Genomic DNA, 17,957 nt, shown 5'->3' on the forward strand with positions numbered 1-17,957 from the left:
CCCCGTTCTCAGTTGTCTGCCAGTTTCACCCCGCCGGCCACCAGACACGTACGCAGCTCGGCGATCTGCTTGTCGTCGGCCTCCACGAGCGGTGGCCGGGTCACGCCCCCAGGCTGGCCCACCATGTCGAGCGCGGCCTTCACCATGATCGCGCCGCCGGCCTTCATCATGATCCCGTCGACGACGGGGATCAACTGGCGGTGTACGGCCAGCGCATCCCCGACGCGTCCCTCGTGGTAGAGGTCGATCATCCGGTGCAGCTCGGCCCCCACGACGTGGCCGACGACGCTGACGAAGCCGGCGGCGCCGTGCGCCAGCCAGGCCAGGTTCAGCGCGTCATCTCCAGAGTAGAAGACCAGGTCGGTTGCGTTCATCACCTGGGTGCCCGCGAACAGGTCGCCCTTGGCGTCCTTCACGGCCACGATGCGCTCGTGCTGAGCGAGTCTGAGCAGGGTTTCGGTCTTGATGGGCACGCCGCTTCTGCCAGGGATGTCATAGAGCATCACCGGCAGGTCGGTGGCGTCGGCTGCCTGCACGAAGTGACGATATATGCCCTCTTGGGGTGGCTTGTTGTAGTACGGCGTGACCAGGAGGAGTCCGTGGGCCCCCGCCCGCTCCGCTTCCCGTGCCAGCTTGATGGTGTGATGGGTGTCGTTGGTGCCCGCGCCCGCCACGACCGTCGCCCGGTCACCCACGGTCTCGAGCACCTCGTGGAGCAGGCGCTCCTTCTCCTCGTCGGAGGTGGTGGGCGACTCGCCCGTGGTGCCGCTCACGACGAGACCGTCGTTGCGCTGCTCGTCGACGAGGTACGCCGCCAGGCGCCGCGCGGCCGCGTAGTCGACGGCGCCGTCGCTCGTGAACGGCGTGACCATCGCGGTCAGCATGCGGCCGAAGGGGGCTTCGGTGCTTCCAGCCATAGAGCGAACGGTACCCGGATTCGCAAATCCGGTGGACGCCGCCACCCCGCCTGGGCATTGGAAGAGGTCGCCGATATGTGCTCGGGGGTACACACATCGACGACCTCTATCGGAGAATCGGTCACGCTTACATCCGCGTTACAGGGTTTCTCGATAATTTTCCTGGGTTGCAAAGTTGGGGCTCCAACAGTCGCCGATGACGGTCGGTTACCTGCCGAATACGGCAACATGGGGCAACGCCTCACACGAACCCCCAGGGATGGACTAGTGGCCACCTCAGATCCGGTCTACCTGCGCGTCGTCGAAGACATTCGGCGACAGATCAACGACGGCACCCTTCCACCCGGCGCGCCCATTCCCTCGCGGGCGCAGCTGACCCGCAAATATCAGGTCGGCGAGACCGCCGCCCGCCACGCCCTGCGCGTGCTCGCGGGCGAGGGCCTCATCATCGGCCGCGTCGGCTCGGGCCATTACGTACGGGAACGCCCAGACCTCGCGCCCCTGCACCGCTGGCGCTTCCTCGACCACCCGGCGCCCTTCGCCGCCGACCTGCAGTCGCAGGGGCGGCGCGTGACATGGGACTGGCACAGCGAGCCCGCGGAAGCCGGGCCGGAGATCGCCCGCCGCCTGCGGCTCGACGAGACCACGCGGATCACCAAGACCCGCTACGTCTTCCGCGGTGACGGGAAACCGCTCCAGCTCGCGACCGCGTACGAGCCACTGGAATTCGCCGCCCACTCGGAGGAGGAACGGCGCAGCCTGGTGGCCAGGATGTACGCGCACGGCATCAAGATCACCGAGATCGTGGAGAGCGTGCACACCCGGGTGCCGCGCCCCTCGGAGATCGACGCCCTCGACCTGGCGGCCGGCGTGCACGTCCTGCACATCGAACGCACCCACTGGGCAGGCGACCGCCCCGTCGAAACCAGCGACATCGTCCTTCCGGGCGACCGCTTCCAAGCCACCTACAGCATGCCCGTCTAACCCCCGGGGGTCGGCCCCACCGACCCCCTCCCCACGACACCTCCCCCGGCGCCCACCTCCGCACCGCACGCGCCTTCCGCACCGGGACCGGCGACAAGACCTACGACGCTGATCCGCCGCAACATACGGCGGCCAAGCCCCATCCCCTGCGCCCGCCGCCCTCCCTCCGCTCGCCACCACCTTGCTACGCACCGCCCACCTACGCACGCGCCTTCCCGCGCCGGGGTCGGCGAGACGACGTACGGCGGCCATCCGGCGCAAAGTACGGCGGCCAACGCCCCTCCCCGCGCCACGCTCCCCAACTGCAGCGCCGCAACCTTCCGCCCACCGCCGCACCCGGTTGCTCGAGCCCTGCCTCCGCCGCCGCGCGCGAGCCCACGCCGCCGCGCCCGCCTCCTTCTGCCGTGCCCGCATCCCGGCCCTGTCGCCTGGCTGGCAGTGGTGCCCGTCCCGGCCCTGTCACCTGGGTGGACCAGGGTGGGGAGGCTTGCCGCACGCCGGTGATTGTCGGGGGGCGTTGATACAACCATGAGGTGCGAGTCAAGGACCTGCCCGCCCGGGAGCGGCCACGTGAGCGGCTGATGTCGACCGGCGCCGCCGCGCTGGCCGACCGTGAGCTGCTGGCGCTGCTGCTCGGCTCCGGTCACCGCGGCTCGAGCGCGATGGACCTGGCCTGCGAGCTCATCGACCACTGCGGCGACCTGCAGGAGCTGGCCCGCTCCGACCCGCACCGCCTGCTCGCCGTCCACGGCATCGGCCTCGCCAAGGCGGCCCGCGTGGCGGCGGCCTTCCATCTGGTACGGCGCGCCGAGGCGGGCCCCGAGCGTGCCCGCATCACCGGCACGTCCGACCTGGCGGACGTCACGGCCCCGCTGCTACGCGGCCACTCCCGCGAACGCCTCGCCGTGGCCGTCTGCGACACCCGGGGCGCGGTGCTGCGCCGTACGGTCCTCACGGAGGGTGGCGCCGACCACACGGCGTTCCCGATCCGCGACATCATCACCACGGTGCTCGCGGCGGGCGGCGCCTCCTTCGGCGTGGCACACAACCACCCAGGCGGCTCCCTCACCCCCAGCGACTGCGACCTGACGGCCACCACCCGCCTGGCCCAAGCCGCGGAAACCGTCGGCCTCCGCTTCCTCGACCACCTCATCATCACCGACACCGCCTGGCGCCGAATCCCCTACCCCACCCCGCCTCCCCCGATCCCACCCACCTCCGAGGAGCCCACCTCTCTGGCGCCCTCCTCTCTGGCGCCCACCTCTCCGATGCCCGCCTCCCAGGCATCCGCCTCCCCCAAATCCGCCCACCCGTCAGCCACGCCACCTCCGACGCCCACATCCCGCCCACCGCACCCCCCAGACACCCACCCGCCGAAGTCGCCCCCTCCAGACCCCACCGTCCCAACGGGCATGTCCACGACACCGCCCGCCTAGACCGCACCCCACCTCCCCGCCTTTGGACGCCTACCCCAACCGGCACACCCACGACAGCGGTCACCGCCTCGACTCATGCATGAGCGACCCCACGGACCTCCCAGCTCCACCGACTCCAGACATCGGCCGCCGCCTCGCCCCCCCGCACGAGCGACCCCGCCGACCTCCCAGACACCAGCCGCCGCCTCGACCCGCGCGAGCGACCCCGCCGACTTCCCCGCTCCACCGATCCCAGACATCGGCCGCCGCCTCGACCAGCCATCCCGGCTTTCTCATCTCGGGCAGGGGTCGCCCGACACCTGGGCTCGATGCGGTGCGATCTTCCTGCGATACGTGCGAACCAAATGCAGTGATATCGGGTCTTATATCGCTGGAGGCTCGATACCGGTCTTGGACACCGACGCCGAGCTTGTGCTGTTATAACCGCCACGTCCGGGGCCCATGAGCCCCGCGGGGCCAGCGTGACCAGTTCGGAAATTTGGGGGTATTTCCGCGTGCCTAGTCGGATCCGAAGCGTTACCCGGTTGTTCGGTGCGGCGGCCGCCGCGGGGGTGGTGGTGGCCGCCATCGGCCTGCCCGTGGTGGGCGGCGGAGGGGCGACGGTCGTCTCGGCGACGGAGGCGCTGAACCTGCGCCAGCTGGAGCTGGTCGAGCCGCCCCTGGCGCAGACGTCGGTCATCTACGACGCCGAGGGCAACAAGATCGCGCAGTTCTACGCCCAGGATCGCAAGGTCGTCACGCTCGACCAGATCGCCGACGTGATGCAGACGGCGATCATCTCGATCGAGGACTACCGCTTCTACCAGCACGGGCCGATCGACATCGAGGGCACCGCCCGCGCGCTGGTCAAGAACCTCGTCACGGGCCGGGTGAGCCAGGGCGGATCGAGCATCACGCAGCAGTACGTCAAGCAGGTGTTCCTCAACGCGGCCGCCACGGAGAAGGAGAAGAACAAGGCGCTGGAGTCCTCCTACGCCCGCAAGCTCAACGAGCTGCGTTATGCGATGGGCGTGGAGAAGAAGTACTCCAAGGACGAGATCCTGGCGAAGTATCTGAACATCGCCTACTTCGGCGCTGGAGCCAACGGGATCGAGTCGGCGGCCAGGCGGTTCTTCGGCGTGCCCGCGTCCCGGCTCAACCTGGCCCAGGCGGCCACGCTGGCGGGAGCCGTACAGGATCCCAACGCGACCGACCCGAACCGGGGCAAGCAGGCGCGCAAGCTGCTGACCAACCGGCGGAACGTCGTGCTCGACCGGATGGCGGAGCTCGGGAAGATCACGCCGCAGCAGGCCGCGGAGGCGAAGGCCACCAAGCTCGGCTACAAGGGCGTCAAGCAGCCCAACGGCTGCCAGGCCAGCCAGTATCCGTACTTCTGCGAGTACGTCCGCTACGAGCTGCTCACCAACCCGACCTTCGGCAAGACGCAGCGGATCCGGACGCAACGGTTCAACCAGGGCGGCATGAAGATCCAGACGACGCTGGATCCGAAGATGCAGGCCGCCGCGGAGAAGGCGATCGAGAAGCACGTCAACGCCTCCGACAACGCGCTGGCGGCCGAGGCGCTCCTCCAGCCGGGGACCGGGATGATCCGGGCCATGGCGGCCAGCCGTACCTTCGGAAACGCGGCGAAGAAGAACGAGGTGTCCTACAACCCGGTCGCGGACAAGAAGCACGGCGGGCTGATCGGTTTCCAGCCGGGCTCGACGTTCAAGACGTTCACCCTGATCACGGCGCTCAAGCAGGGCATGAAGGTGGGCGACGGGATCCGGGTGGGCGGGTCCTACCGCGCGCCTGGTTACTCCACGTTCAAGAACTGCGCCGGCCAGAACATCGGCGATCCCACCCATACCGTGACGAACGACGAGGGCTCCGGTGGCTTCAAGACCCTGCAGACGGGCACGTGGGGGTCGGTGAACACGTTCTTCATGGCGCTCGAGCAGCGGGTCGGGCTGTGCGACACGATCGAGACGGCCAAGTCGCTGGGCATCAAGCGGGCCGACGGCGCGCCCTTCAAGGAGTTCGAGACGTTCACCCTCGGTACGAACGAGATGGACCCGTTGACCGTGGCCAACGCCTACGCCGCGATCGCCGCGCGCGGCAAGTACTGCGCGCCGCAGGCGATCACGAAGATCACCGACAGCTCGGGCAAGTCCACGGACTACCGCCCCTCGTGCAAGCAGGCGCTCGACCCTGAGGTCGCGGACGCCACGGCCAACGTGCTGTCCGGTGTGTTCACCAAGGGCACGATGCGTTCGGTCGGCGGCATCGGCCGCCCCGCGGCAGGCAAGACCGGCACGACGGACCAGTACGCCTCCGCGTGGTTCGCCGGCTTCACCCCGGACCTCGCAGGCGCGGTCAGCATCGGCGACCCGCGCGGCTCGCAGCGCTACCGCCTGAGCGGCGTGACGATCGGCGGCACCCGCTTCTCCTCGGTCTTCGGCGCCTCGGTCCCCGGCCCGATCTGGAAGGACACCATGCTCGCGGCCCTCAAGGACGTCCCACCCACGGACTTCACCCCCATCAACACGTCCCGCTTCGGCGGCTGCGCCAGCTGCACCCCCACCCGCGACCAACCTGAAGACCCCCTCACCGACCCCCTCCAGGACACCCAGGACCAGTAATGACTCGGTCGGCCAGCACATCCACTGGCCGACCGATGGGCGTGCGCATGCAGCACCTGGGCTGCTGCATGCGCACATTGGATGATCCCGACAGGCGGGCCGGTAGGCCGAGGATGACCTGCCGGGACGCAATCCCCGGCGACCCCTGCACCAGAAGGGGCCACCAGGAAGCTCACGACAACCGACCCTCACAAGCCCGGCGCAGCAGGAGGGCGAACTTGTGAGGGCGAGTCCCGGCAGGTAGAGCCACCGGGAAGCAACCGGCCCTCGCAAGCCCGGCGCAGCAGGAGGGCGTGCTTGCGAGGGTGGATCCCGGCAGGGGGAGCTGGAAACAAGCCTGCCGGGACGATCTATGGGGCGCTCCCGGCGAGCCGTGCGACAGAAAGACTCACCGGGTGCGCCTCCGACAGGCCGCTGTGACAAGGACGGCCCGCCGGAGCCCACCCACACCCTGCTGGGGTGGCCGCCCGCCTGCTCGGGCGAGGAGCAGGCGGAGGGGGCTTCAGCCCCGGCAGAACTTGCGACGGGCAAGTACAAGTCCTACCGGGGCTCTGCGGACAGCCACGCCATCGTTTCCTGTCCGCATATCGGGTGACATGCATGCCACCCGGTGAAGGCGACGTCGCGATCTCCCGGTACGCGACGCCGCACGCATTGACCTACTGCGCCTGACCCGCACGAAGGCGTTCCCACAAGACGATCATGAAGGCATACACCTCATGCGCGGTCTCGTGCACCTGAAGCCTGCCTCTCTTGTCTGTCACGAATCTCTGGATGAAGAACTTCCCACCCTCCTGGCACAGCTCGTAGTACACGGGCCTGCACGGGCACGTGTAGGCCCACATGCGCAGCGGCCTGGCCCAATCCGTCTCTGGATACCAGTCGATCACCTCAGGCCTCGCGACCGGCGTCGGCACGTGATGCGCACCGCAATCCGGCTCGAGAGACATGCCATGACCATAGCTCCTCTCATATCTATAGGTCTAGTAGCACGTATCTATAGACTCAAATGAGTGTCTGCTTTGTATGGGCATGTACAGTTTCGTCTATACTCCGAGCATGCTTGACCGAGACGGGCCCGTACCTATCTACAAGCAGGTAGCCGACGAGATCCGCCAGCAGATCGAGAGCGGAGAACTCAAGCCCGGCGAACCGGTCCCAAGCGAGGCCAAGCTCGAAGAGGACTACAACATCGCGCGCACGACCGCACGGCGCGTCGCCAGGGAACTGCGCGAACAAGGCGTGGCCTACACGATCCAAGGAGAGGGCACGTTCGTCGGGCCCGAGGGGAGTCCGCGCCTGCCACGCAAGGTTCCGCTGTACCAGAGGATCGCCGCCGAGATCGCCGCGCGCATCCAGCGAGGAGAGATCCCTCCCAACCGGGCGATCCCCGGCGAGAAGGTCATGATGCAGCAGTACGGCGTCGCCAAGGTCACGGTGCGCCAGGCCGTCGCCCATCTCCGCGAGCAGGGCTGGGTCTTCACCGTCCCCTATCGAGGGACATACGTCTCCGGCCTCGACAAGTGGCCGTCGGACGAAAGGTCTTAACCCGCTACCCCCTTATTCCATATCCGTATACCCTTGGCTCCATGCTCGACGCCGAGGGTAAGACTCACGTCTATCTCCAGCTCAGCGAGATCATCCGCGCCCGCGTGGCGGATCTTCCCCCGGGATCTCCGGTACCCAGCGAGACGGACATCAGCCAGGAATTCGGCGTCTCCCGGACCACGGCACGCCGCGCCATGCACGTGTTGCGAGTCGAAGGGCTCGTCCACACCGTCCAAGGAGCAGGCACGTTCGCCGGGCTGCCCGATCACCCCAGACCGCAGGAGTACGCGCCCGTATACGAGCGGATCGCCGGCGAGATCGTCGAGCGCATCAAGGCCGGCCGGCTACAGCCCAACCGCCCCATCCCCAGCGAGAAGACCCTCATGCAGCAGTACGGCGTGGCCAAGCCCACCGTCCGCCGGGCTGCGGCCTTCCTCCGCGACAAGGGCTGGGTCTTCACCGTCCCCTACCGAGGCACCTACGTGGTGAAGCAGGAAGACTGGCCGGAGGACGCCCAGCACCCGTACGGGCAGGCATAGCCTCATGCTGGATGCCCACGGAGACACTCACATTTACCTGCAGATCGCGGAGATACTCCGGCAGCGGGTCTCGGAGCTCGCCTCGGGGCATCCCGCGCCCAGTGAGGCCGACATCCAGAGCGAGTTCGGGGTCGCCCGAACCACTGCGAGGCGCGCCATCCGTGTTCTGCGCCATGAGGGACTCCTCTACACGGTCCAGGGCCAGGGCACTTTCGTCGGGGCGCCGGGCGACGCTCCCCGCGAACCACGAAGAGTCCCCATGTACCGCCAGATCGCCGATGACATCGAGCAGCAGATCAGGTCGGGCAAATTCCAGCCGCGCCGCCCGATCCCTGGCGAGACGGCGCTCACGCAGCAGTACGAGGTGGCCCGGGAGACCGTCCGAAGGGCCATGGCTCTCCTGCGCGAACGCGGCTGGATCTACACGGTCGCCGCGCGCGGCAGTTTCGTGTCACCACCGGAGTCCTGGCCGCAGGAGTGACCTACTCGACCTCGACTACGGACCTGGTCGGCGTGTTCTCCGCCCTGAATCTTCGGCGGCTTGTGGCTCCACAAAGTGCCCGTTTCGCGGCATAGTGATCGTGTGTCGCAGGTCACTCAAGCCGAGCGGATGCCGGCCACCGTATGGGCCGCCAGGTTCATCATGATCGTGCAGCTGGCCTTCAGCCTCTTCGGCATCGCGCTCATGACGCCGGGTGCGGTCGCTCTCTTCAGTAACCCACTCATTTTGGGCTTGCTGCTTCAGTTTCTCCTGGTTGCGGTGCTGCTCGGGTGGCTGGTATTTCGCTGGTCGTCTCGTAGGAAATGGGTGCGGTGGTGTGCCCTCGGTCTCGAGGTGGTCGCGCTCGCCGTCCACGTCATCAGGACCGTCCTCGACGGAGAAGTCAGCTGGACGACGCTGTTCGGGCTGGCCACGCTGCTGCCGCTCGGGATCATCGTGCTGCTGCTCACGCCGCCGGCCGCCCGCTGGTTCGTCCGCTGAGTCGCGAGCGTTCCAAGCAGGCGCTAGAAGACCGGGATGATTTCTTCGGGGTCGATGAAGTCGACCTGGACGCCTTCCAGGTCCAGTTCGGGGATGGCGGGGAAGGCGATTCCCCAGCGTTCGACGATGGCGCGGATTCGGGCCATCGCCACTCGCCAGTTTTCTGCTTGTTCCTCGTAGGTCAGGACGCCTAGGCCTGCTTCTCTGGCGTGGTTCATGAGGACTCGGTGGTTGGGGAGGAAGTAGGGCGGGAGTTCCCAGAAGCCCTCGGGGGGTTCCCAGAGGATCATGGACAGGAAGACGAAGCCGGCGCGGAGTTGGCGGGTGATGAGGGTTTTGACCTCGTCCGTCAGGCCGGGCCATTCCTTCTCCAGGATGGTCATGCAGATCTGCAGGTGGCGCGATTCGTCGCGGCCGATGCGCTGGAACATCTCCGCGAAGACCGGGTGGTGTGTGCCCGTGGCCATGCCGCGGAAGAGCGTGGAGGCGGCCATCTCGCCCATCATGAAGCTGGTGAACAGGACGGGGAGGCTGTACTTGCCGACCGCCGAGGTGTAGCCGTTCCAGTACCGGCCGCCGTTGTGGTAGAGCCAGCCGATGTTGTTGTGCGCGGCCCGCTCCAGGTCGTCGGACGGCGTCCAGCTCAGGGGGCCGCCGGGCCACAGCCGGGCGATGGTGCGCTGGCAGCACTCCTCGTGGTTCATCTCGTCGCGGGTGATGGAGAAGAAGCACTTCCTGACCGGGTCCTCCTCGTGCTTCTCGAAGGCCTGGATGGTGGCCCTGGCGAAGACGGCGGGTCCCGAGGCGTCGAAGTTGGCGAGCACGGCGAACCAGTACATGATCCCCAGGCGCTGCTCGCGGGTGAAGTCCTCGGCGCGGAGCCCGTCCCAGGGCAGGTCGGCGGGGTTCCAGACCATCCGCTTGGACTTCTCGTAGATGGCCGCCAGCTTCTCGGTCTCCACCCGCCACTCCATCGGGTAGATGTTCGGCTGCGGCACCTCCGGCGCGGGCCAGAAGCCGCCTTCCGGGATCGTGAGGTCTGACATCCTTGTGACACCTCCGATCCCATCCTCCGGGCCTGCGTCACGCCTTTCAAGTGCGGGCGCGCTGAGTGACAGCCACGCAGACCAGTACGGCCAGCGCCGCCGCCACCGTGATCCACCCGAACCGCTCCCCCATCAGCACCCACGCCCACCCCAGCGTGAGCAGCGGCTGGGTGAGCTGCACCTGCCCGGCCCTGGCGATCCCCCCGAGAGCCAGACCCGCGTACCAGGGAACGAACCCGAGGAACATCGAGATCAGCCCAACGTAGGCCAATCCCCCAAGAGCCTCAGCAGACAGGGAAATAGGCGTGGAAAAGGCCAAAAATCCGGATACGGTTGCGGTCACCGGCAGCGACACCACCAGCGCGTAGGAGATCACCTGCCACCCCGGCACCGACCGGGCAAGCCGCCCGCCCTCGGTGTACCCCACGGCCGCCGACAGCAGAGCCAGCACCAGGAGCAGATCGGCCCAGGCGGCACCCCCGGTCCCCCGGGTGAAGGTGAACAGCGTGATCGCGACGGCGCCGGCCGTACAGGCGACCCAGAACACCGGCCGCGGCCGCTCCCCCGCGCGCACGACCGCGCAGGCCGCGGTGGCGGCGGGCAGCAGGCCGATCACCACCGCGGAGTGCGCGGTCGTGGCGCCCATGGACAGGGCGAGCCCGCTGAAGACCGGGAACCCGAAGACGACACCTGCCGAAATAAGCGCATAAGACGGCCAGAGGTGGCGTGGGGGCAGCAAGGGCAGCCGAGCCACCCGGAGGCACACCAGCGCCACCACCCCGGCGATCACCGCGCGCCCGATGGCCACCAGCCACGGATCGAAGCCGCGCATCGCGAGCACGGTGGCGGGAAACGACCCGGAGAAGGCGAGAACGCCCAGGAAGGCCAGGCCCGAACCGAGTCGGGCACGGCTGACCGCTACTCCACTGGAGACGATAGCGCTATTCTGTGTACTCATGAATAACGATAGCAGTATCGCCATTCTCGCCACAGCCCTGCGTGACGAGGTGGCGAGGCTGCGCCCCGGCGATCGGCTGCCGTCGAGCCGGGAGATCATGCGCCGCCACGGCGTGAGCCCGGTGACCGTGTCGCGGGCGATCGGGCGGCTGGCCGCGGAGGGCAGGGTCGTCTCGCGGCCGGGAAGCGGGGTCTTCGTCGCGAAACCCACCCAGCCGACCAAGGACGCGCGAGACCTGGAATGGCAGACCGTGGCGCTCGGCGACCGGGTCGTGGACGACGGCCCGGTGACCACGCTGCTGACCGCGCCGCCCGAGGGCGTCATCCCGCTCACGGGCGGCTATCTCCCGCCGGGCCTCAGGCCGGACAGCCAGCTGGCGGCCGCGGCAGCCAGGGCGGTCAGGAGGCCGGACGCCTGGGCGCTCCCGCCGCTCAACGGCCTGCAGGAACTGCGCAGGTGGTTCGCCTCCCAGGCGGGCGGCGACGTGACGGCGACGGACGCGCTGATCGTCAGCGGCGGCCAGTCCGCGCTCACCCACGCCTTCAGGGCGCTGGCCGCCCCCGCCACGCAGATCCTGGTGGAGACGCCGACGTACCCGGGCGCGCTGTCGGCCGCCAAGGCCGCGGGGCTGCGGGCGGCAGCCGTACCCATGGACCGTGACGGCGTGCGGCCCGAGCTGCTGGCGGAGGCCTTCGCCGTCACCGGCGCGCGGGTCTTCTACTGCCAGCCGACGCTGCACAACCCGACGGGCGCGACGCTGACGCCCGAGCGGCGCGAGCAGGTGCTCCAGGTGGCCAGGGCGGCGGGCGCGTTCGTGATCGAGGACGACTTCGCCCGCTACCTGACCGATCAGGCGCCCGCGCCGATGGTCTCGGCCGACGCGGACGGCACGGTCGTCCACATCGCCTCGCTCACCAAGATCCTGTCGCCCAGCCTGCGGGTGGCCGCGGTGATCGCGCGCGGTCCTGCCGCCCGCCGGCTGCGCGCCAGCCAGCTCGTGGAGTCCTTCTTCGTGGCCAGGCCGCTGCAGGAGACGGCGCTCGAGTTCGTCAGCTCCCCCGCCTGGCCGCGCCATCTCAAAGCGGTGCACACGGAGATAACCGCCAGGCGCGACGCCCTCGCCGCCGCGATCGTCAACACCCCGGGATGCGAGCTGCACCTGGTCCCGCGCGGCGGCATGCACCTGTGGGTACGGCTGCCGCCGGACGTGGACGAGGCCGCCCTGGTCGAGGCGGCCAAGCGCGCCGGCGCCCTGGTCAGCCCCGGCAGGATCTACTACCCCTCGGAGCCCCCGGGGCCGCGCATCCGCGTGACCCACATGCAGGCCGCCAACCTCGCCGAGCTGGCCGAGGGCGCGCGGCGCCTGGGTCAGGCGCTGGCGAACACCTCGTAGTGGTCGACGGTGTGCTCCTTCTCCAGCAGGTACTCGTCGTCCTCTGGGTAGTAGACGGCCACCTCGGGCTCGTCGCCCGCGAACGCCTTGACGGCCTCCCAGGACTCCCACATCGAGATCACGAAGAACTCGGTCCTGTCGCCGTGCTCGCGCCGGGTGAAATACGCGCCCTTGTTCCCCGGAGTGCCGACGTAGTCGGCCAAACCGGTGCGCCGCAGCACCTCTTCGTATTCGTCTGCCTTGGCGGCGGGCGTGAAGCCTCTCCATGTACGCACGATCATGGTAGTAACCTACTATTGCCTTACACTGGTGTCATGGAGCTCGTGCGCGACTTCCTCAACACGCTGGACGTGGAGGCCGAAACCGACGAGCTCTCCTCCCCCGCCGAGCTGACGATCTGGCTGCGCGATCACGGCCTTTCCCGTGCCGACGACCGGGCCTGCGAGGACGACCTGGCCACCGCGCTCGCTCTGCGTGAGGGCCTGCGCGCGGCGCTGCGCCGCGACGGCCCCGCCGTACTACCCGAGCTGCCGCTGAGGGTCACGATCGGGAGAAAGCCCAGCTTGGAGCCGGTGGAGGAGGGTGTCAGGGGCGCGCTGGCGCGGATCGCGGCGCATGTCGCGCAGCCCGGTTGGGAGCGGCTGAAGGTCTGCGCGGAGAGTGACTGCCAGTGGGCCTTCATCGATGTCTCGCGCAATCGCTCGCGCTCCTGGTGCTCCATGCGCCTGTGTGGCAACCGCACGAAGACACGCGCCTACCGGGCTCGGAAGCAGGGTTCGCGTCGTCCTCAAGCCCCAAACACCGATACGGTGTAACACGTGCTTTGTGAGCACGACGGCAGGCGAAGGAGCGGGCCGAGATGGCAGACGTGGGCGTCCGGGCGGCCCGGCGCGAGGATGTACTCCAGGTGGCGAACACGCAGATCCGCGCCTGGCGTTACGGCTATCGGGATTTCCTGCCCGAGGGGCCCCTCGAGCAGATGACCGGGCCTGCGGCCGAGAAGATGTGGCTGCGCCAGTGGGACGAGGCGATCGTCGCCCCGCCCACCTCCCGTCACCGGGTGCTGGTCGCCGTCGAGACCATCCTCGACACCGAGGGCTTCCCCGCGCTCGGCGCGGGCGGTCGCGACGCGCTGTCCACCCCGCGCGGCGGCGAACGCGTGGTCGGGCTGGCCTCGCACGCCCCGGCCGAGGATCCCGACCTCGACCCGACGGTCGTCGCCGAGATGCTGACGCTGCTCGTCGACCCCGACTTCGTACGGCGGGGCCACGGAAGCCGCCTGCTCAACGCCACGGTGGACTATCTGCGCGAGGACGGTTTCCGCCAGATCGTCACCTGGGTGTTCGCCGACAATCACGCCGTTCTAGGCTTTCTGGAGTCCGCAGGATGGGGTGAGGACATGGCCGAGCGCGTGCTTGACATGGGCCGCCCCATCCGCATGGTGCGACTGACAACGGATATCAGCTGAATGGCAACTCCCTCCCAGTGGGTCGCCGGCGCGCGGCCCCGCACCCTCCCCAACGCCGTCGTCCCTGTCGTGGTCGGCACGGGCATCGCGATCGGCCTGGGCGGCTTCGTCTGGTGGCGGGCCATCCTGGCCCTGCTGGTGGCCCTGTCCATGCAGATCGGCGTGAACTACGCCAACGACTACAGTGACGGCATCCGCGGCACCGACGACCAGCGCGTCGGCCCGATGCGGCTGGTCGGCTCCAAGGTCGCCGCGCCGCGGCAGGTGCTGGTCGCCGCGCTGGGCTCCTTCGCCGCCTCGGCGGTGCTCGGCCTGATCCTGGTGATCGCCACCCGCGCCTGGTGGGTACTGCTGGTGGGTGCCGCCGCGATCGCCGCCGGCTGGTTCTACACCGGCGGTAAGACCCCGTACGGCTACCGCGCCCTCGGGGAGGCGGCGGTCTTCGTCTTCTTCGGCGTCGTGCCCGTGGTCGGCACGGCGTTCGTGCAGATGGAGAGCCTGTCGTGGGTGGCGTTCGTGGCCTCCGTCCCCGTCGGGCTGCTCTCATGCTCCATGCTCGTGGTCAACAACCTGCGCGACGTGGTCAACGACGGCCAGGCTGGCAAGAAGACGCTGGCCGTGGTGCTGGGCGCCGAGCGGACCCGGCAGCTGTACGCCGCGTGCGTGGTGGTGGCGCTGGCGATCGCACTGGGCATGTCGGCGGTGGCGTGGCTGAGCGTGCTGACGCTGCTTGCGGTGCCGCTGGCGATCGCGCCGGTGCGCACCGTGCTGAGCGGGGCCGTGGGGCCCGCGCTGATCGGCGTGCTCCAGCAGACCGGTAAGCTCCAGATGGCCTTCGGCCTGCTGTTCTCTGTCGGGCTCGCGATCACCTTGTAGGCGGATACAAACGCCCGCCGTACGCTCGTATGTCCGGATAAATGCCCTGGTCAGGCGCCTTTGGTTCACTGAATGGGAATTCGTGAGCTAGGAGGAGCCGTGGAGCAACGCGGGATCGAGCTGGTCTCGGCGGGAGAGCGGTACGGGCGCCCGCGCGACCTGCTGTTCCTGTGGACCGGCACGACGATGGGCATCTTCACCCTCGTGTACGGAACCACCATCGTGGCCGGGCTGGGGCTGAGCTTCCCGCAGGCGCTGGCCGCGATCGTGCTGGGCAACCTGCTGTCCTTCCCGCTGGTCGGCCTGACGAGCCTGCAGGGCCCGGCCACGGGCACCTCCACGATGGCCGTCTCCAGGGCCGCCTACGGGCCCAAGGGTGCCCGGGTGCTGAGCCTGTTCGGCTGGCTGAACATGGTCGGCTTCGAGGCGGGCGGCATGGTGCTGATCACCTTCGCCGCGCTCGCGCTGCTGCAGCAGGCCGGGGTCACCAACCAGAGCCTGGGGCTGAAGGTCGGCGTCATCCTGGTGGCGGCGGTGATCCAGCTGGTGCTGCCGTTGATCGGGCACGCGGCGGTGATGAAGGCGCAGAAGTACTTCACCTTGGTGTTCGTCGTCCTGTTCGGCCTGATGGCGATCCTGGTCGGCCCCAAGGTCAACCTGTCGGGCGGCTCGGGCGCGGACTTCCCCATGTTCACGGTGGCCGTGGCGCTGGTGATGTCGGCAGGCGGCCTGTCGTGGGGCCCGCTGGGCGGCGACTACTCCCGCTACCTGCCCGCTTCGGCGTCCAAGAAGGCGATCTTCAGCTATGCCACCCTGGGCGGGTTCATCCCCTACGTCCTGCTGATGACGCTGGGCGCCGCGGTCGCGACCGCCGTGAAGGGCAACGGGGATCCCATCTCCGGACTCCCCGGGGCACTCCCCTCCTGGTTCGTCGTGCCGTACCTGCTGCTGGCGATCGTCTCGCTGTTCGCGGTCAACACCACCGACCTGTACTCCTCCGGCTTGAACCTGCAGGCCGCCGGGATCAAGGTGAAGCGCTGGCTGGCGGTCGTGGCCGACCTGGTCATCTGCGTGATCATCACCTACATCGCGGTTACCTCTGACTCCTTCAACAGCATGCTCAACAACTTCCTGAGCCTGCTGATCATCTGGCTGGCCCCCTGGGCGGGCGTCTACATCACCGACTGGCTGCGCCGCAGGGGCCGCTACGACGCGCAGGCGCTGTTCGCCACCGAGGGTCCCGGCCAGATCCGCTGGCCGGCGATCATCGCGCAGGTCGTGGGCATGGCGGCCGCCGCGCTCTGGATCAACTCCACGGTCTTCGTCGGCCCGCTGTCGGCGGCCACAGGGGGCACCGACTTCTCCATCTTCGCGGGCTTCCTGGTCGCGGGCGCGGTGTACGCGGCGCTCGACCGCCGTCCCGCGTCCGTTCCTGTTCTCGAGGGGGCTTCATGACACTGCTTGACGTCGCGTACGGCAGGCAGCCGGCGGACACGATCATCACCAACGGCACCCTGGTCAACGTGCTGACCGGTGAGCTCTACCCCGCCGAGATCGGGATATATCAGGACAAGATCGCGGCCGTCGGGACGACCCTGGAAAGAGGCCAGGAGACCACGGTCATCGACGCCAAGGGCGGCTACCTCGTCCCCGGCCTGATCGACGGGCACCTGCACATCGAGTGCAGCAAGCTGTCGGTCACCAGCTTCGCCGACCTGGTCGTCCCCTTCGGCACGACCAGCGTCGTGTCAGGCCTGGACCAGGTGCTGGTCGTGGAGGGCCTGCCAGGAGTCCGGCGATTCCTGGAGGAGTCCAAGCAGACCGGGATGCGGATCTGGTGGGGCGCCCCGGCCAAGGCCCCCTACACGGTCCCCCAGTCCACGGTCGGCTTCACCTTCGGCCCCGACGAGCACCGCGAGGCCCACACCTGGCCCGAGTGCGTGGGGATCTGGGAGACCGTCCAGGAGATGGTCGAGCACGGCGATCCCGCCGTCATGCAGGCCCTGGAGCTCGCCCGCGAGCACCGCCTGCCGGTCTTCGGCTGCGCCCCGCTGTCGGACGCGCGCCGCATCGGCGGCCTGGCCGCGGCCGGGGTCAGGCTCGACCACGAGTCGTATTCGCACGAGGAGATGCTGGAGAAGCTCCGCCAGGGTATGTACGGCATCGTGCGAGAGTCGTCGGTGGCCCACTTCCTGGAGGAGAACATCCAGGTCGTGGCCAAGGCCGGGGCGCGCAGGGTCGCGTTCTGCACCGACGACGTGCACGCCGCCGACGTGCTGGCCGGCGGCCACGTGGACAGGATGGTGCGCATGGCGGTCAAGGCGGGCGTCGACCCGGTGACCGCGATCCAGATGGCCACGGTCAACTGCGCGGAGATGTATCGCATCGACCACCTGGTCGGCAGCATCGCCCCCGGTCGCTTCGCCGACGTCCTCATCGTGGACTCGCTGGAGGACTTCAGGATCCGCGAGGTCGTGGCCGCGGGCAGGCTCGTCGCCCGCGACGGCCGGATGATCACCCCCACGACGCCGCCCGCGCGCGGCCAGGTCCGCCCGTTCCCCGTGCGCGAGGTGACCGCGGACGACCTCGCCATCAGGTCCGGCGAGTCCGAGGTCACGGTGCTCTCGCTGGGCTTCACCGAGCAGGTCTTCGTCCGCAAGCGCCGCGACGTCACCCTCCCCGTGATCGACGGCGTCGTCGAGCCCTCCGTCGAGCAGGACGCCCTGCTGGTCACGGTCGTCGAGAGGTACGGCAAGACGGGCAACATGCCCGTCGCGGTGGTCAGCGGCATGGGAATCCGGCGCGGCGCGATCGCCACCAGCGCGGCGCCCGACGACAACAACATCATCTGCGTGGGCGCCTCCCGCGCGGACATGGCCGTGGCGATCAACGAGGTCGTGCGCCTGGGCGGCGGCCAGGTGATCGTGGTGGACGGCGAGGTGCGCGAGTCGCTGCCGCTGCCGGTGGCGGGGATCGTCTCCGACCTGCCCGCCGCGGAGATGGCCGCCGCCGAGACCCGCCTGGACGAGCTGGCCAGGGAGCTCGGCTGCGCGCTGCCGTCGCCGCTGATGTACCTGTTCTTCCTGTCCATCACCGCCATCCCGGACTATGCCGTCACGGACCTCGGCCTGGTGGACTGTGTCAATCTCGAGGTCGTGGAGGTCATCCAGTGAGCGAGCCTGTCGAGCG

General features: G+C 68.9%; 18 protein-coding genes and 1 pseudogene. 14 read left to right on the top strand and 5 right to left on the bottom strand.

Going from position 1 to position 17,957, the window contains the following annotated elements; all coding sequences use genetic code 11:
- Positions 1-8: 8 nt before the first annotated feature.
- The gene (gene dapA, locus KIK09_RS27430) at positions 9-917 is read right to left on the bottom strand and encodes a 4-hydroxy-tetrahydrodipicolinate synthase (protein ID WP_214322253.1); all 909 of its coding nucleotides are present in this window, start codon (positions 915-917) and stop codon (positions 9-11) included.
- Between the two features lie 267 nt (positions 918-1,184).
- On the opposite strand from dapA, the gene KIK09_RS27435 reads away from it, so the two are divergent.
- The 4 genes and pseudogenes from KIK09_RS27435 (at position 1,185) to KIK09_RS27445 (ending at position 5,958) form a co-directional block, all read left to right on the top strand.
- Positions 1,185-1,901: a GntR family transcriptional regulator gene (locus tag KIK09_RS27435; RefSeq protein ID WP_214322254.1), complete on the top strand. Its 717-nt coding sequence runs from the start codon at positions 1,185-1,187 to the stop codon at positions 1,899-1,901.
- A 533-nt stretch (positions 1,902-2,434) separates the two neighbouring features.
- A pseudogene (locus KIK09_RS27440) lies at positions 2,435-3,055 on the top strand (JAB domain-containing protein); the annotation flags it as partial.
- A 14-nt stretch (positions 3,056-3,069) separates the two neighbouring features.
- Entirely contained in the window at positions 3,070-3,420 is a 351-nt protein-coding gene (locus tag KIK09_RS60650) for a pentapeptide repeat-containing protein (protein WP_372455685.1), read from the top strand.
- A 441-nt stretch (positions 3,421-3,861) separates the two neighbouring features.
- On the top strand, positions 3,862-5,958 hold the full coding sequence (locus KIK09_RS27445; RefSeq protein ID WP_250573880.1) for a transglycosylase domain-containing protein: 2,097 nt from the start codon (positions 3,862-3,864) through the stop codon (positions 5,956-5,958).
- A gap of 659 nt (positions 5,959-6,617) precedes the next feature.
- Here the strand turns inward: KIK09_RS27445 and KIK09_RS27450 are convergent.
- Positions 6,618-6,908: a hypothetical protein gene (locus tag KIK09_RS27450; RefSeq protein WP_214322256.1), complete on the bottom strand. Its 291-nt coding sequence runs from the start codon at positions 6,906-6,908 to the stop codon at positions 6,618-6,620.
- A gap of 109 nt (positions 6,909-7,017) precedes the next feature.
- Between KIK09_RS27450 and KIK09_RS27455 the strand changes: the two genes are divergently transcribed.
- The 4 genes from KIK09_RS27455 (at position 7,018) to KIK09_RS27470 (ending at position 9,027) form a co-directional block, all read left to right on the top strand.
- Positions 7,018-7,506, top strand: a complete 489-nt coding sequence (locus tag KIK09_RS27455) for a GntR family transcriptional regulator (protein ID WP_214322257.1) — start codon at positions 7,018-7,020, stop codon at positions 7,504-7,506.
- A 41-nt stretch (positions 7,507-7,547) separates the two neighbouring features.
- Complete coding sequence (locus tag KIK09_RS27460) at positions 7,548-8,045, top strand: GntR family transcriptional regulator (RefSeq protein ID WP_214322258.1); 498 nt, start codon at positions 7,548-7,550, stop codon at positions 8,043-8,045.
- A gap of 4 nt (positions 8,046-8,049) precedes the next feature.
- Entirely contained in the window at positions 8,050-8,526 is a 477-nt protein-coding gene (locus tag KIK09_RS61005) for a GntR family transcriptional regulator (RefSeq protein WP_214322259.1), read from the top strand.
- Positions 8,527-8,628: 102 nt separating this feature from the next.
- Positions 8,629-9,027, top strand: a complete 399-nt coding sequence (locus KIK09_RS27470) for a hypothetical protein (protein WP_214322260.1) — start codon at positions 8,629-8,631, stop codon at positions 9,025-9,027.
- 23 nt (positions 9,028-9,050) lie between these two features.
- On the opposite strand, the gene KIK09_RS27475 is transcribed toward KIK09_RS27470, so the two are convergent.
- A complete protein-coding gene (locus tag KIK09_RS27475; protein WP_214322261.1) occupies positions 9,051-10,073 on the bottom strand; it encodes a hypothetical protein in 1,023 nt (340 codons plus the stop codon).
- A 46-nt stretch (positions 10,074-10,119) separates the two neighbouring features.
- A complete protein-coding gene (locus KIK09_RS27480; protein WP_214322262.1) occupies positions 10,120-11,031 on the bottom strand; it encodes a DMT family transporter in 912 nt (303 codons plus the stop codon).
- On the opposite strand from KIK09_RS27480, the gene KIK09_RS27485 reads away from it, so the two are divergent.
- Positions 11,030-12,424 (top strand): aminotransferase-like domain-containing protein, encoded by a 1,395-nt coding sequence (locus KIK09_RS27485; protein ID WP_214322263.1) that lies wholly within the window; start codon positions 11,030-11,032, stop codon positions 12,422-12,424. The genes KIK09_RS27480 and KIK09_RS27485 overlap by 2 nt on opposite strands.
- Here the strand turns inward: KIK09_RS27485 and KIK09_RS27490 are convergent.
- Positions 12,400-12,705 (bottom strand): hypothetical protein, encoded by a 306-nt coding sequence (locus KIK09_RS27490; RefSeq protein ID WP_214322264.1) that lies wholly within the window; start codon positions 12,703-12,705, stop codon positions 12,400-12,402. The genes KIK09_RS27485 and KIK09_RS27490 overlap by 25 nt on opposite strands.
- A 33-nt stretch (positions 12,706-12,738) precedes the next feature.
- Here KIK09_RS27490 and KIK09_RS27495 point away from each other — a divergent pair, with 33 nt between their 5' ends.
- The 5 genes from KIK09_RS27495 to KIK09_RS27515 all read left to right on the top strand — a co-directional run bounded on the left by KIK09_RS27495 (position 12,739) and on the right by KIK09_RS27515 (position 17,941).
- Complete coding sequence (locus KIK09_RS27495; RefSeq protein WP_214322265.1) at positions 12,739-13,239, top strand: CGNR zinc finger domain-containing protein; 501 nt, start codon at positions 12,739-12,741, stop codon at positions 13,237-13,239.
- 44 nt (positions 13,240-13,283) lie between these two features.
- A complete protein-coding gene (locus KIK09_RS27500) occupies positions 13,284-13,892 on the top strand; it encodes a GNAT family N-acetyltransferase (RefSeq protein ID WP_214322266.1) in 609 nt (202 codons plus the stop codon).
- Entirely contained in the window at positions 13,893-14,768 is an 876-nt protein-coding gene (locus KIK09_RS27505; protein ID WP_214322267.1) for a 1,4-dihydroxy-2-naphthoate polyprenyltransferase, read from the top strand. It abuts the gene before it with no gap.
- Between the two features lie 99 nt (positions 14,769-14,867).
- Entirely contained in the window at positions 14,868-16,223 is a 1,356-nt protein-coding gene (locus KIK09_RS27510; RefSeq protein ID WP_308164315.1) for a purine-cytosine permease family protein, read from the top strand.
- A complete protein-coding gene (locus KIK09_RS27515) occupies positions 16,220-17,941 on the top strand; it encodes an adenine deaminase (RefSeq protein WP_214322269.1) in 1,722 nt (573 codons plus the stop codon). Before KIK09_RS27510 ends, KIK09_RS27515 begins: the two co-directional genes overlap by 4 nt.
- Positions 17,942-17,957 lie beyond the last annotated feature (16 nt).

Source organism: Nonomuraea sediminis, from assembly GCF_018531495.1.
Classification (GTDB): domain Bacteria; phylum Actinomycetota; class Actinomycetes; order Streptosporangiales; family Streptosporangiaceae; genus Nonomuraea; species Nonomuraea sediminis.